This window comes from Streptomyces sp. NPDC085931 (assembly GCF_044540565.1).
Lineage (GTDB): Bacteria > Actinomycetota > Actinomycetes > Streptomycetales > Streptomycetaceae > Streptomyces.
This window is the reverse complement of the sequence record NZ_JBITSK010000007.1, coordinates 478,135-492,089: the sequence shown is the minus strand read 5'-3', so window position 1 is coordinate 492,089 and position 13,955 is coordinate 478,135. Positions and strand designations below refer to the sequence as shown.

The window sequence follows — 13,955 nt, the reverse complement described above, 5'->3', positions numbered from 1 at the left end:
AGCACCGGCAGGGCCTACTTCTGCAGCACCGACAGATCCTCGTCCGCCTCCGGTACGGCCACCGTCCCCCGGTCGTCGGGGAGGGTCTGCACGGTGAACGCCGGGACGCCGCCCTCCGCCCGTGCGAGGGTGCGGGCGCCGTAGACCGGGCCGCCGGAGACCGGCTCGACCGTCAGCGCGAACGTGCCCTTCAGGCCGGCGGGGACCGGGAGCTCGACGTCCTGGGTCGTGCCCGCCTTGATCGTGTACGTCTTCGACACCGGCGTGCCGCCCTCGCTGCCCGCCGAGGCGGTGACCTTGACGGTGGCCGCGCGGTCGGGGGCGGTCAGGGACAGGGTGCTGCCCTTCGCGCTGTTGTCGGCGGACGTCGCGCGCGTGCCGACGGGACGCGTGGCCGGGAGGAACGCCGACTCCTGCTTGCCGTCCTCGCCGCGCACCACCTGCACGGCGGCCACCACCGGCACGGACCGCTCCGTCGGCGTCAGCACCAGGGAGCCGGCCTCGCCGCGGGTGACGTCGCCGAGGTCGACGGAGGTCGTCATACCGCCCTTGACGTGCACCGTCTCGTGACCGGCCGGGGTGATCAAGCCGGAGGGGGAGGCCAGGCGCACCTTGAGATCCGCGTCGGCGTCGCCGGGGGCGAAGGCGACCAGGCGCACGGAGGTGGCGTCCTTGGGGATGCCGGGCAGCACCAGGCTGCCCGCGGGGTCGGCGGACGCCTGCAGCCAGTCGCCGCCGATCTTGTCGTCGAGGGCCTGCACGGCGGCGCCGACCCGTCCGCTGCGCACGTTGACGTGCACGGTGAGGCCGAACTGCTCCTCGTCGGTGAGGGTGGACAGCAGGACCGGCTCACTGGAGTGCGGCTGGACCGTCAGGTCCTCCCCCACCGCCGACTTCAGGGCGCCGTCCTTGCCGTACAGCTCGATGTCGACCACGGCCGCCGAGTCGTCGGGGTTGGTCAGGTGGACGTAGTCGGTGCGGTCGGCCGCGGTGCTCACCCCCGGGAACCAGAAGTCCGTGTCGGGAGCGGTGCAGTTGACACCCTGCAGGCCGCGACCGGTCCCGGCGGCGACCTCGGTGGTCTCCTGGACCGTCCAGCCCGGCGCGAAGCGGCCGTCGGCGGTGCCGACCAGGGCGGGCGGCTCGGAGCCGGAGCTGTCACCGGTGACCGGCTTGCCGGGCTCCTCGGGGGTCAGCACCGGCTTGTCGCTCTGCTTCCCGGTCTGCTTCCCGCCGGACGCGTCGCCGTCCTTGCCCGCGGCCGCCCCGTCGGCCGACTGCTGGGCCGCCGCGCGGAGTTCGGCCTTGCCGCCGCTGCCGGTGCCCTTCGTGACGGGCGTGAAGGAGGTGTAGGACGTCTCCGCGATGTCGGACGTGCTGGGCGCGGGGCACAGCAGGCTCGTGCGCTCCACGGGCAGTTGGGCGGCCGCCTTGGCGGTGGCCTGCGCGCCGGGCGCGTCCGGCTGGGACAGCGCGGCGAAGCCGGTGACGGCGGCGAGCGCGGTCGTGCCGGCGATCAGGGACAGGGTCGTGCGGTTCACTGCTGGCTCCCGTCGGGACGCTCACTGCCCGTGCCGTGGGGGTGGTGCTGCTGCGCCGGGTCGTACGGCGTGCCGTAGCCCTGGGTGTAGGCCTGGTCGTAACCCTGCTGGTCGTAACCCTGCGGGTCGTAGGACGGGGCCTGGGGGTCACCGCCGTAGGCGTACGGGTCGTACTGGCCGCCCTGGTACGGATCCGCCTGGTACTGCTGCTGCCCGTAGGCGTCGGCCGGGTACGGGGCGTTCTGGTACGGGTCGGCGTAGCCGGTGTGGTCGCCGCCCGGGTAGCCGGTGGTGTCCCACTGGCCGTGGTTCTGCCGGGGGACGCTCGCCGCGGGCTGCTCGGGCTGCTCGGGCTGCGGGGACGGGAACTCCGGGAACTCCTCGGGCTCCGGTGCGCCTTCCGTCCCGACCTCCGCCTGGGCGCGCAGGCGGCGGGCACGGCGGCCCTCGCCGGCGACGGCCTGGGCGGGGATCGCGGGCTCCTCGGGCAGGTCGTCGTCGATGTCGCGGCGCCGGCCGGGCAGGGCGAGCACCACCAGGACCAGGGCGAGCGCGCCCTGGGTCCACAGCCACGCGGTGTGGCCGATCGGGTCGTCGTAGGTGACGTCCAGCCTGCCGCCGCTGGCGGGGAGTCGGAAGCCCTGGGCCCAGCCGTCGACCGTGGTCGGGGTCAGCGGCTTGCCGTCGAGGGTGGCCGTCCAGGCGTCGGAGGCGGTGTCGGCGAGGCGCAGTACGCGCCCTCCGGTGCCGGTCGGGATCGTGGTGTGGATCTCGACCGGGCCCGCGGCGACCGGCCGGGGCGTACCCGTGCCGGAGGCGGGGACGATCGTGGCCCGCGCGACCTCGCGGTCGACCCGCCACAGCGCGCCGCCGCTCTGCTGGCTGAGCCGGGTCAGACCGGGCGTGGCGTCCAGGACGCGGGTGATCTCCCGGGGCGTGCCCTGGTGGACCAGGACGTAGCGCACGGCGAAGCCGCCGAGCTGGTCGGCCTGGTCGGCGCCGGAGCCGGCGACGAGGTGGGCGACGACCTTGTCCAGCCTGCTGTTCCCGCCGTCGGCGGCGGCGATCTCGCCGTCGCCGAGGCGGGCGCCGGAGCCGCGCACCAGCATGTAGCCGACATGGGCGCCGGAGTCGCTGTCGAGGACGAGGGTGCGGGCCTGGTCGCGGGTGCCGCTCTCCTCGGCGACGAACGCGGGGACCTGGGTGGGGTCGCGCCGCTCCAGCGGTCCGTCGGCGCCGCGGATCATCCAGCCGGCGGCGATCAGCAGCGGGCCCGCGGCCGAGGCGAAGGCGATCAGGGCGGCGACCGGCTGGCGCCAGCCGAAGCTCTGCTCGGCCACTCGCGCGCGTGCCCCGTCGGCGCCGAGCGCGGCGGCCGCGAGGAGGGCGATGCCGTACACGAGGGTGGCGGGGCCGGCCCAGGTGGAGCCGTTGGACAGCACCGCGAGGACGTAGCCGACGAGGGCGACCGTCCAGGCCGTGCGGATGCCCGCCTGGCGTTCCGAGCGCAGCAGGGCGGCGAGCGCGGCCAGCACGATGCCGATGAGCATCAGGCCGCTGACGGTGCCGGGGCCGCCCGGGCTGGCGCCGAGCAGGTCGAGGGCGGAGGCCGCCGAGGCGCCGTACTCCAGGCCGGCCTCGCGGAAGAAGCCGAACGGGAGCAGCGTCAGCGACCAGGGCGCGAGGAGCAGCAGGGGCGTGCCGAGCTGGGCGAGGAAGCGCAGCCCGTAGGCCGGCAGGTCGGACCGGCGCACGGCCAGCAGCGCGAGGCCGAGCAGCAGCGCGATCGGCCACACGACGGGCGTGAACGCCGTGGTGACGGTCAGCAGCAGCGCGTACGCCCAGGTGGCCCGCCAGCTGCCGCGGGTGCCCGCGGGGTTGGCGAGGCCGCTCGCGGCCATGCCCGCGCGGGCGGCGAGCGGCAGCAGCACCGCCAGCACGGCCGTGCCGATCCGGCCGCCGGCGAGGGCGCCGGTGGCAGCGGGCAGGAAGGCGTAGACGACGGCCGCCCACGCGCGCAGCAGCCGGGACGCGACCAGGGGGCGGGAGGCGAAGTAGGCGGTGAGGCCGGCCAGGGGCACCGAGCAGACCAGCAGCAGCGTGACGGCGAGGCCGGTCGAGCCGAACAGCAGGGACGCCAGCATCGCCACGATCGCCACGTACGGGGGCGCGGCGGAGGTGCCACCGGCGCCGACCGGATGCCAGGCGTCCAGGTAACGCGCCCACAGCTCGGCGGAGTCGGCCGGGGCCGGCAGCAGCGCGCCGCCCGCGAGGGCGCCGCCGCCGAGGAGCGCGCGGCAGGCGACCAGGGAGACCAGCAGCAGCACCAGGAAGAGCACGGGGCCGGGCTTGCGGGCGATGCGCTTGAGCCGGGCGAACTGCTCGATCTCCAGGAAGTCGGCGTCGTCGCCGCCGGGGCCCGACTCGACGGCTCCGCCGTGCCGTCCGGCGCCGGAGGTGGCCTCCGGGTCGGAGCGGCCCACGAGGTCGCCGGCGACCTGCTCGACGGTGGCGCGGACGGTCGCGCCGGGTGGCGGGAACAGCTGCCGCAGCTCGCCCTTGTCGATCCGCGGGGCGCCTCTGCCGCGCCGCCCGGCGAGGATCCGCTCGGGCCGCAGCAGCGTGCCCATCAGGCCGCGGATCTCGTCGACGGCCTGTCCGGGGACCTTGCCGACGAGGTAGGCGAGGGTCCGCAGCACGGTGCCCAGCACGATCCGCAGCAGCACCCAGGGGAGCACGGCCGTACGGGAGTTGACCAGGAGGGTGTAGACCGCGCCCGCCTTGTCGACCTTGTGCGGGGAGGCGGCCGTGCGGCCCACGCAGTCGACCGTGCGGCGCTCGCGGGAGGCCGCCTCGGCGTGCCGGACCACCGCCTCGGGGGCGACGAGGACGCGGTAGCCGGCCGCGTGGGCGCGCCAGCACAGGTCGACGTCGTCGCGCATGAGGGGCAGGTGCCGGTCGAAGCCGCCGAGCTCCTCGAAGACGTCGCGGCGGATCAGCATGCCGGCGGTGGACACCGACAGCACGGGCCGGACGTGGTCGTGCTGGCCCTGGTCCTGCTCGCGGCGGTCCAGGCCGGTCCAGCGGCGGCCGGAGTGGGCGATGGTGACGCCGACCTCCAGCAGCTGACGCCGGTCGTACCAGCCGCGCAGCTTGGGACCGACGACGGCGACGTCCTCGCGGCCCAGCTCGTACTCGTTGTCCACGACCCGCAGCAGCTGGGCCAGGGCGTCGGGCTCGGGGGCGCAGTCGTCGTGCAGCAGCCACAGCCACTCGACCGGTTCGCCGTGCGGCAGCTCGGGCAGGTCGTAGGCGTCGTCGCGCCACGTGCGCGTGACGGGGTCCCAGCCGCTGGGCCGCTTCAGGTACGGCAGTTCTTCCGGGGTGAGGTGGGGGGCCGTGCGGTCGCACTCCTCGACGGCCTGGCCGAAGCCCGTGCGGCGGGCCAGGTGCAGGACGCGGTCGGCGCCGAGGGCGTCGGTGACCAGCTGGGCGGAGTCGTCCGCGCTGCCGGTGTCGGCTCCCATCGCGTACTGGACGGGCCGCTCCTGGCCGAGCAGTCCGGCCAGCGCGTCGGGCAGCCAGCGGGCGCCGTCGTGGGAGACGAGGACCGCGGTCACCACATGACGCGGGAACTCAGGTGTGGCAGCGCTGTCGTGAGGAGCTGCCGGGTGGCTGTGCACGGACATCGAGGTACGGGCCCCGGTTCGGTGGACTGCGGTGGACGCCCGCGACCGGTGGGGGCAGCGTGGCGTCTCGGACGAGCGACCACACTATCGGCTGCGCAACAAGGGGGCCCGCCGCCTGTGGACAACCCACCCGCGACGGGCCGTTCACACCGGGGGCCGGGTCAGACGGCAGCCTTCTTCAGCCGGCGGCGCTCCCGCTCGGACAGGCCGCCCCAGATGCCGAAGCGCTCGTCGTTGGCGAGGGCGTACTCAAGGCACTCGGAGCGGACCTCGCAGGCGAGGCAGACCTTCTTGGCCTCCCGGGTCGAGCCGCCCTTCTCGGGGAAGAAGGACTCGGGGTCGGTCTGGGCGCACAGTGCGCGCTCCTGCCAGCCGAGCTCCTCGTCCGCGTCGTCGACCAGCAGTTGCTGCACCGTCTCGGTCATGTGCGCCCCTCGTCTGTCTTTCGCGTCCCCGTGATCTAGCCGTTACCGATTCCGGCTGAACGACACGAGTGAAATTACAAGTGTGCTGCTCCGGGCGAGTCAAGCCGAGATCTGCTATTGAGCCCCTTATTCACTCTGCGGAACCAAGCCCATGCGGAAAGTGTTCAAATCACCATAAAACCTGACACACAGACAGAGCCCCGTGGGGCTCGTGCTGTCCGCCGGACCCCTCGCAGACCTCTGTGAAGAAGGACGCCCAGGAGTTCGATCCCGTTCCGACCCGTCCCTCGAAGCGAACCGGATCACAGTCGGATCACGAGTACGCAACGGGGTTTGTCCGTCCGGATGGACGCCATGTGTCCCGGCAAGGCCATGAACAAACCTTTCATCTGAGCGATCGACCGGATGAGGTGAACCTCATCCCACATCCCGGGTGCCGAGTTGACAGTGCGGGTGTGAACCGGTGTCCTTGTGGGCATGCTCGCGAACTTGGCACTCACCACGACCCGCACCGCCGGGTCCCTCGGTGCTGCCCACGCTCGCTGTAGCTGTTGCTGTTCCAGCTGTTGAGCCCCACCCGCTCCAGCTGAAGGCCCGGACCACCCGTCTCTCGGGCCGCCGTTCCCTCTGACCTTTCTTTTTCGCTGAGGAACCACCACACCCATGAACAGCGACAGCGACCTCCAGATCGCCGGCGACATCCTCGAGGTGACGCACCTGCTCCAGACCCCGCGGGAGCACCCGTCCACCGTCGCCGAGTTCGTCGGACTCGCCCGCACCCTCGCCGAGGACCGCTCCCAGTGGGAGCACCTCGTGCGCTACGACGCGACCAGCCGCTGGTACCACCGGCTGCGCACCGGCCCGGGCTACGAGGTGTGGCTGCTGTCCTGGGTGCCCGGACAGGGCAGCGGGCTGCACGACCACGGCCGCTCCTCCGGGGTGCTCACCGTGCTGGAGGGCACGCTGACCGAGCGCACGGAGCGGGGCACGCGCGCGTTGCGAGCGGGCGCACAGCGCGTGTTCGCGCCGGGGTACGTGCACGAGGTGGTGAACGACGCACTGGAGCCCGCGGTGAGCCTGCACGTGTACCACCCGGGGCTGACGGAGATGCCGATGCACACCGCCCCGCACTGCGAGGCCCGCACCGAGCCCGGCGCCGTCACGGCCTGACCGGTCGAGCCGCCGGCTGTCCCCTGACCGGCCGCGCCGCCGGTTGTCCACAGCCGCGCACCGGTTGTCGCGGGGGCCTGCGAGACTGGCTCCCATGCGCATTGTGGTTCTGGCAGGCGGCATCGGCGGTGCCCGGTTCCTGCGTGGTCTGAAGCGGGCCGTGCCGGACGCGGACATCACGGTCATCGGCAACACCGGCGACGACATCCACCTCTTCGGGCTGAAGGTCTGCCCGGACCTCGACACGGTGATGTACACGCTCGGCGGCGGCATCAACGAGGAGCAGGGCTGGGGCCGGGCCGACGAGACCTTCCATCTGAAGGAGGAGCTCGGGGCGTACGGCGTCGGGCCCGAGTGGTTCGGCCTGGGCGACCGGGACTTCGCCACGCACATCGTGCGGACGCAGATGATCGGCGCCGGCTACCCGCTGAGCGCGGTGACGCAGGCGCTGTGCGACCGGTGGCAGCCGGGCGTGCGGCTGATCCCCATGACCGACGACCGGGTCGAGACCCATGTGGCGGTCGAGCTCGACGGCGAGCGCAAGGCGATCCACTTCCAGGAGTACTGGGTGCGGCTGCGCGCCTCGGTGCCCGCGCAGGCGGTCGTGCCGGTCGGTGCCGACCAGGCCAAGCCGGCGCCGGGCGTCCTGGAGGCCATCGCCGAGGCGGACGTGATCCTGTTCCCGCCGTCCAACCCGGTCGTGTCGATCGGCACGATCCTCGCGGTGCCCGGCATCCGGGAGGCGATCGCCGAGGCCGGGGTGCCGGTGGTCGGCCTCTCCCCCATCGTCGGCGACGCGCCCGTGCGGGGCATGGCCGACAAGGTGCTGGCCGCGGTGGGTGTGGAGTCGACGGCGACGGCGGTGGCCGAGCACTACGGCTCGGGCCTGCTGGACGGCTGGCTCGTCGACACGGTCGACGCGGGCGCGGTGGAGCGGGTCGAGGCGGCCGGGATCCGCTGCCGGGCCGTGCCGCTGATGATGTCCGACGCCGAGGCGACCGCGCAGATGGCCCGCCAGGCGCTGGCCCTGGCGGAGGAGGTGCGTGGCGCGTGAGCGGCGAGGAGCCGCGTACCGGCGGGTTCCGGGTGTGGGCCGTGCAGGGGCTGCCCGAGGTCACCGCCGGGGACGATCTGGCCAAGCTGATAGCGGCCGCCGAGCCGGGGCTGGCCGACGGGGACGTCCTGCTGGTCACGTCGAAGATCGTGTCCAAGGCGGAGGGCCGGATCGTCCGGGCGGCGGACCGGGAGGCCGCGATCGACGCCGAGACGGTCCGCGTGGTCGCCCGCCGGGGCAGCCTGCGGATCGTCGAGAACCGGCAGGGCCTGGTCATGGCCGCGGCCGGGGTCGACGCCTCCAACACCCCGGCCGGCACGGTGCTGTTGCTGCCGCAGGACCCGGACGCGTCCGCCCGTGCCCTGCGCGCGGGGCTGCGGGACGCCCTCGGCGTCGACGTCGGGGTCGTCGTGACCGACACGTTCGGGCGGCCCTGGCGGGCCGGGCTGACGGACGTGGCGATCGGCGCCGCCGGGGTGCGTGTGCTCGACGACCTGCGCGGCGGCACGGACGCCCACGGCAACCCGCTCAGCGCCACCGTCGTCGCCACGGCCGACGAACTCGCCGCCGCGGGCGACCTCGTCAAGGGCAAGGCCGCCGGGCTGCCCGTCGCGGTGGTGCGCGGACTGGCCCACGTCGTGGCGGAGGACGGCGGAGAGGGGGCGCGGGCCCTGGTGCGCGGCGCCCGCGACGACATGTTCCGCCTCGGCACGTCGGAGGCGGTCCGGCTGGCGGTGACCCAGCGGCGCACGGTCCGGGCCTTCACGGACGAGCCCGTGGACCCCGGTGCCGTACGGCGGGCGGTGGCCGCGGCCGTGACCGCGCCGGCGCCGCACCACACCACGCCGTGGCGGTTCGTGCTGCTGGAGTCGCAGGAGTCGCGGACGCGGCTGCTGGACGCCATGCGGGAGGCGTGGATCGCCGATCTGCGGCGGGACGGGAAATCGGAGGAGTCGATCGCCCGGCGGGTGCGGCGCGGGGACGTCCTGCGCAACGCGCCCTACCTGGTCGTCCCCTGCCTGGTCATGGACGGTTCGCACACGTACGGGGACGCGCGGCGGGACGGTGCCGAGCGGGAGATGTTCGTCGTCGCCGCCGGCGCCGGCGTGCAGAACCTGCTGGTGGCGCTGGCCGGGGAGCGGCTGGGATCGGCGTGGGTGTCCTCGACGATGTTCTGCCGGGACGTGGTGCGCGAGGTGCTCGGGCTGCCGGCGGACTGGGACCCGATGGGCGCGGTCGCGGTGGGTCATCCGGCCGAGGAACCGCGGCCGCGGGCGGAGCGGGACGCGGAGGCGTTCATCGCGGTGCGATGAGAGGTCCGTGACAGGCGTGGTGACAGGGGCGGTGGAAGGTACCGGTCCGGGCCTACCCTCATAGAGCCCCATTCGGTCGTCCAGGGACGTTCACTCATGGCAGGACGCTTCGCCCCCGAACCCACGCGTACCACCGTGCGCGGTGGGCATGTCGCCGTGGGCGGGGGCGTGCCGCGGCAGGCGGCGGGGCCCGGGCGGGTGCGGGAGTGGGTGCCGGAGTGGCCGCTGGACCTCGGGCTGGTGCTCGGGCCGTTGCGGCGCGGGCCGGGGGATCCGACGTTCCGCGCGATGCCCGACGGGTCGGTGTGGCGGGCCGCCCTGACGCCGGCCGGGCCCGGGACGCTCCGGGTGTCCGCGGCCGGTGGCCGGGTCCGCGGGGAGGCCTGGGGGCCCGGCGCGCCGTGGCTGCTGGAGCGGCTGCCGGAGCTGCTCGGGGCGGCCGACGATCCGTCGGCGTTCGTGCCGCGGCACCGGCTGCTGGCGATGACGCGGCATCGGCGCCCGGGTTTGCGGCTGACGCGGACCGGGCTGGTGCTGGAGTCGCTGATCCCGTCGATCCTGGAGCAGAAGGTCACGACCGACGAGGCCTACCGGGCGTGGCGGCTGCTGGTGCGCAAGTACGGGGAGCCGGCGCCGGGGCCCGCGCCCGGGCGGATGCATGTGATGCCGGCGCCGCGGACCTGGGCGCTGATCCCGTCCTGGGAGTGGCACCGGGCCGGGGTCGACGACAAGCGGGCGTCGACGATCCTGCGGGCCGTCCGGGTCGCCGCGCGGCTGGAGGAGGCCGTGCGGATGGATCCGGTGGCGGCCCGGGCACGGCTGGAGCTCGTGCCCGGGGTGGGTCCGTGGACGTCGGCGGAGACGGTGCAGCGCAGTCACGGCGCGGCCGACGAGGTCACGGTCGGGGACCTGCACCTGCCGGGGATCGTCGGGTGGGCGCTGGCCGGGGACCGGGACGCGGACGACTCGGTGATGCTGGAGCTGCTGGAGCCGTACGCGGGGCAGCGGCACCGGGCGGCCCGGCTGATCCTGCTGAGCGGGCGGGTGCCGGGGCGCAGGGCGCCGAAGATGCCGCGATGGGACATCGGGCGGATCTGAGGGACTGCCCGATGACCGGTACCCGGCGTCGGCGCCCCGGCCGGGGGCCGTGGCGGGCGGCCCGCTACTGGTCCGACGAGAAGCGGACCGCGCCCGCCGGGATCCGCGCGTCGCACCATATGCGGGCGCCGTCCCGCAGTTCGTTGTCCGCGCCGATCACCGCGCCGTCGCCGATGACGGTGCCGGTGAGGACCGAGCGTTCGCCGACCCGGGCCCGGGTGCCGATGAGGGAGTCGGTGATGACCGCGCCGGGTTCGATGACCGCGCCCGGCAGGATCGTGCTGCCGAAGACGCGGGCGCCCTCGGCGACGAACGCGCCCTCGCCCACCACCGTGCCGCCGGCCAGCTTGGCGTCGGCGGCGACCGTCGCCGTCGGCAGCACCAGGCGGTCGCCGCAGCGGCCGGGGACCGCGGGGGACGGGGCCCGGCCCAGGACCAGGTCCGCCGAGCCCCGGACGAAGGCCGCCGGGGTGCCGAGGTCCAGCCAGTACGTCGAGTCGACCATGCCCTGCAGGTGGGCCCCGGCCGACAGCAGGCCGGGGAACGTCTCGCGCTCCACCGACACCGGCCGGCCCGCCGGGATCGTGTCGATGACCGAGCGGCGGAAGACGTAGGCGCCCGCGTTGATCTGGTCGGTGACGATCTCCTCGGGCGTCTGGGGCTTCTCCAGGAACGCCAGCACCCGGCCCGTGCCGTCGGTGGGGACCAGGCCGTACGCCCTCGGGTCGGTCACCTTCGTCAGGTGCAGGGAGACGTCCGCGCCCGTCGACTCGTGGGTGTCGACCAGGGCCCGGATGTCCAGGCCCGTCAGGATGTCGCCGTTGAAGATCAGGACCGGGTCGTCGGGGCCGGAGTGCAGCCGGGAGGCGACGTTGCGGATGGCGCCGCCCGTGCCGAGGGGCTCCTCCTCCGTCACGTACTCCAGGTGCAGGCCCAGCGCGGAGCCGTCCCCGAAGTACGGCTCGAAGACCTCGGCCAGGTAGGACGTGGCCAGGACGATGTGCTCGACGCCCGCCGCTCTCGCTCTCGCCAGCTGGTGCGTGAGGAAGGGCACCCCGGCCGCCGGGACCATGGGCTTGGGCGTGTGCACCGTGAGCGGGCGCAGCCGGGTGCCCTTGCCGCCGACCAGGAGGATCGCTTCTGTCACGTGTCGTCTCTGCTTCCTGCCGGGACCGGCCGAACTGTCTTTCGGCCGGTCAGTGTATGCAGACCGTTCCGTGGCGCCTTCGCCGGCCGTGCGGCAGTTCCGTCCGTGTCCCCGCATGCCCCCGACGGCGGTCGAGCGTGCCCTCAGCGGCCCTGGTACCGCGCCGCCTTGGAGCGGGCCGAGCCGAGCTTGCCGTAGAGCTTCCGTCCCGGGCACTCCGTGATGAAACCGTCCCGGTGCCCGGAGATCACGTTCAGTCGTACCTTCTTACCTTTGTGGTGCAGATTGCTGCCGGCCGACTTCAGGTACGTCTTTCCCTTCGGATTCACCCGGTACAGGCCCAGCTTCCACGCGGTCAGCCGGGCGACGGCCCGGACGGCGGCCTTCGACGGCTTCTTGGTGTCGTACGACCCGAGGACGGCGATCCCCATGCTGTTGTTGTTGAAACCGAGGGTGTGCGCGCCGAGGACCGGTCGTGCCACGCCCCCGGCGCGGCCCTCGTAGATCTTTCCGCACTTGTCGATGAGGAAGTTGTAGCCGATGTCCCGCCACCCCATGCTCTCGACGTGGTAGCGGTAGATACTGCGGATGAGTGACGAGGCCTGCGAGCAGCGGTAGTTGTTGCCGCTTGCGGTGTGGTGCACGAAGGCGGCCCGGACCTTCTTGGTGTACCGGAAGCCGCTCTCCCGCAACCCCTCGTCCGCCCCCCAGCCGCGTCGCGTGACGATACCGGGGCGCGGCCCGATGTACGGCTTGGCGCGCAGCTGCCGCTCCGTCAGCTCGCCGGCGTTGAGGGCGAGGAACTCCCGCTCGGTCTCCGCCCGGTCCAGGGCCGCGATCTCGGTGGCGCCCAGGGGGGCGAGGTCGGCGTTGACGGCGGAGGCCTCGGTGGCGGCGGAGTTCTCGCCGGCCAGGGCGGCGGTGCGGGGGCCGTCCGCCGGGGCCTCGTCGCCCGGGTCGACCAGTTCGAGCCGGAGGCCGGACGGGAGCGGCGGTGCGGCGGGCCGGCTGCGGGCGCCCGTGCCGTGCCGCGCGGCGCCGGATCCCGCGCTGCCGGACTCCGAGCGGACCCGCAGTTCCACACCGTCGGAGTCGCCCACCCACAGCGGGGCGGTGGCGCCGCGGACCCGGCCCGAGGCGCTCTCGGGGGTGTTGCGGTCGGCGCCGTGGTCGGTGTTGTGCGTCTCGACGTCCTGCCAGCCGGACCAGGAGCCGGTGTCCGCGGCGCGGGTGCGGACCTGGACGCGGCCGTGCAGTTCGGCTTCGGGGTCGTCCCAGACCACGCCGACGAGGGAGAAGTGGCGTACGGCGCGGCGGTGCAGGCCCTGCTCGGTGGCGGGGGCGGAGGGGGTGGCGCGGTGGCGGGCGAGGGGTTCGAGGGGGAGCGACTGGGTGCTGCCGGGGGTGGCCGGTTCGGCCGCGCGCCGGAGGGTCGTGGCGGCGGCCGGGGTCCCCGCGTGGGGCGCGGGTCTCGCCGCCGTCGCGGCTTCCGCGGTCGGCACCGGTCTCGCGGTCGCCGCGACGGCGGTCGGGGTGAGGGGAAGGGCCAGAGCGGCCGCACAGGTGACACCGATCGAGGAAGCAAGGAATCCACGCATGCCCCTGATCTTGGACATAGTCGTATAAGTCTGTCCATTTGGGATTTGACGGTCCGTCGGTCGCGTTCGGCCGAACCGGTGGCCGATCCGGGGCGGGACGGGCGCCGGGCCGTTGGGGCGCGCGGGGTGCGGCGCGTACGCTTGCGCGGGTGAACGCCACCGATCGCACCCCTGCCGACCTGCTGGGTTCCGCGCTCGCCGCGGATCCGGGACGCCCCCTGGTGACCTTCTACGACGACGCCACCGGCGAACGGGTCGAACTGTCCGTGGCCACCTTCGCCAATTGGGTGGCCAAGACCTCGAACCTGCTCCAGGACGAGCTGTCCGTCGAGCCCGGCGACCGGGTGGCGCTGCTGCTGCCGGCGCACTGGCAGACGGCGGTGTGGCTGCTGGCGTGTTCGTCGGTGGGCGTCGTCGCCGACGTGACGGGCGATGTGCGCGCCGCCGACGTCGTGGTGAGCGGGCCGGACCGGCTGGAGGCGGCGCGGGCCTGTTCCGGGGCCCGGGTCGCGCTGGCGCTGCGGCCGCTCGGGGGACGGTTCCCGCAGCCGCCGGAGGGGTTCGTCGACTACGCGGTGGAGGTGCCGGGGCAGGGGGACCGCTTCGTGCCGTACGCGCCGGTGGACCCGGAGGGACCCGCGCTGATCGTGGCCGGACGGGAGTTCAGCGGGGCCGAGGTCGTGGAGCGGGCGCGGGCCGAGGCGAGCGGGCTGGGGCTGACCGGCCCCGGGTCCCGGATCCTGTCGGGGCGCCCGTACGACACGTGGGAGGGGCTCAGCGCGGGGCTGTACGCGCCGCTGGCGACGGGCGGTTCCGTGGTGCTGTGCCGGAATCTGCAGCAGGCGGGTGACGGGGTGCTGGACCAGCGGGTGGAGAGCGAGCGGGTGACGGCCATCGCCCGGTAGCCGCTGCGACGGCAC

Annotated in this window: 10 protein-coding genes; 5 read left to right on the top strand and 5 right to left on the bottom strand. The window is 74.3% G+C overall.

Annotation, left to right across the window (positions count from 1 at the left end):
• Positions 1 to 14: 14 nt before the first annotated feature.
• The 3 genes from ACIGAN_RS18030 to ACIGAN_RS18020 all read right to left on the bottom strand — a co-directional run bounded on the left by ACIGAN_RS18030 (position 15) and on the right by ACIGAN_RS18020 (position 5,655).
• Positions 15 to 1,541, bottom strand: coding sequence for a DUF5719 family protein (locus tag ACIGAN_RS18030; protein WP_399858582.1), 1,527 nt, complete (start codon positions 1,539 to 1,541; stop codon positions 15 to 17).
• Positions 1,538 to 5,230, bottom strand: coding sequence for a glycosyltransferase family 2 protein (locus ACIGAN_RS18025; protein ID WP_399858579.1), 3,693 nt, complete (start codon positions 5,228 to 5,230; stop codon positions 1,538 to 1,540). The genes ACIGAN_RS18030 and ACIGAN_RS18025 overlap by 4 nt, the downstream gene beginning before the upstream one ends.
• Positions 5,231 to 5,391: 161 nt before the next feature.
• On the bottom strand, positions 5,392 to 5,655 hold the full coding sequence (locus tag ACIGAN_RS18020; RefSeq protein ID WP_010034659.1) for a WhiB family transcriptional regulator: 264 nt from the start codon (positions 5,653 to 5,655) through the stop codon (positions 5,392 to 5,394).
• A gap of 663 nt (positions 5,656 to 6,318) precedes the next feature.
• Between ACIGAN_RS18020 and ACIGAN_RS18015 the strand changes: the two genes are divergently transcribed.
• The 4 genes from ACIGAN_RS18015 to ACIGAN_RS18000 all read left to right on the top strand — a co-directional run bounded on the left by ACIGAN_RS18015 (position 6,319) and on the right by ACIGAN_RS18000 (position 10,290).
• Positions 6,319 to 6,825 (top strand): cysteine dioxygenase, encoded by a 507-nt coding sequence (locus tag ACIGAN_RS18015; RefSeq protein WP_399858576.1) that lies wholly within the window; start codon positions 6,319 to 6,321, stop codon positions 6,823 to 6,825.
• Positions 6,826 to 6,919: 94 nt separating this feature from the next.
• Positions 6,920 to 7,879 carry a 2-phospho-L-lactate transferase gene (gene cofD, locus ACIGAN_RS18010; protein ID WP_365744577.1) on the top strand — a complete coding sequence of 320 codons (960 nt, stop codon included), beginning with the start codon at positions 6,920 to 6,922 and terminating at the stop codon, positions 7,877 to 7,879.
• Positions 7,876 to 9,192 carry a coenzyme F420-0:L-glutamate ligase gene (locus tag ACIGAN_RS18005; RefSeq protein ID WP_399858573.1) on the top strand — a complete coding sequence of 439 codons (1,317 nt, stop codon included), beginning with the start codon at positions 7,876 to 7,878 and terminating at the stop codon, positions 9,190 to 9,192. Before cofD ends, ACIGAN_RS18005 begins: the two co-directional genes overlap by 4 nt.
• 96 nt (positions 9,193 to 9,288) lie before the next feature.
• Entirely contained in the window at positions 9,289 to 10,290 is a 1,002-nt protein-coding gene (locus tag ACIGAN_RS18000; protein WP_365744581.1) for a DNA-3-methyladenine glycosylase family protein, read from the top strand.
• 64 nt (positions 10,291 to 10,354) lie between these two features.
• On the opposite strand, the gene ACIGAN_RS17995 is transcribed toward ACIGAN_RS18000, so the two are convergent.
• The gene (locus ACIGAN_RS17995) at positions 10,355 to 11,437 is read right to left on the bottom strand and encodes a sugar phosphate nucleotidyltransferase (RefSeq protein ID WP_399858571.1); all 1,083 of its coding nucleotides are present in this window, start codon (positions 11,435 to 11,437) and stop codon (positions 10,355 to 10,357) included.
• A gap of 143 nt (positions 11,438 to 11,580) precedes the next feature.
• A complete protein-coding gene (locus ACIGAN_RS17990) occupies positions 11,581 to 13,035 on the bottom strand; it encodes a peptidoglycan recognition protein family protein (RefSeq protein WP_399858569.1) in 1,455 nt (484 codons plus the stop codon).
• Between the two features lie 149 nt (positions 13,036 to 13,184).
• Here ACIGAN_RS17990 and ACIGAN_RS17985 point away from each other — a divergent pair, with 149 nt between their 5' ends.
• Positions 13,185 to 13,940, top strand: coding sequence for a TIGR03089 family protein (locus ACIGAN_RS17985; protein WP_365744587.1), 756 nt, complete (start codon positions 13,185 to 13,187; stop codon positions 13,938 to 13,940).
• Positions 13,941 to 13,955: the final 15 nt, after the last annotated feature.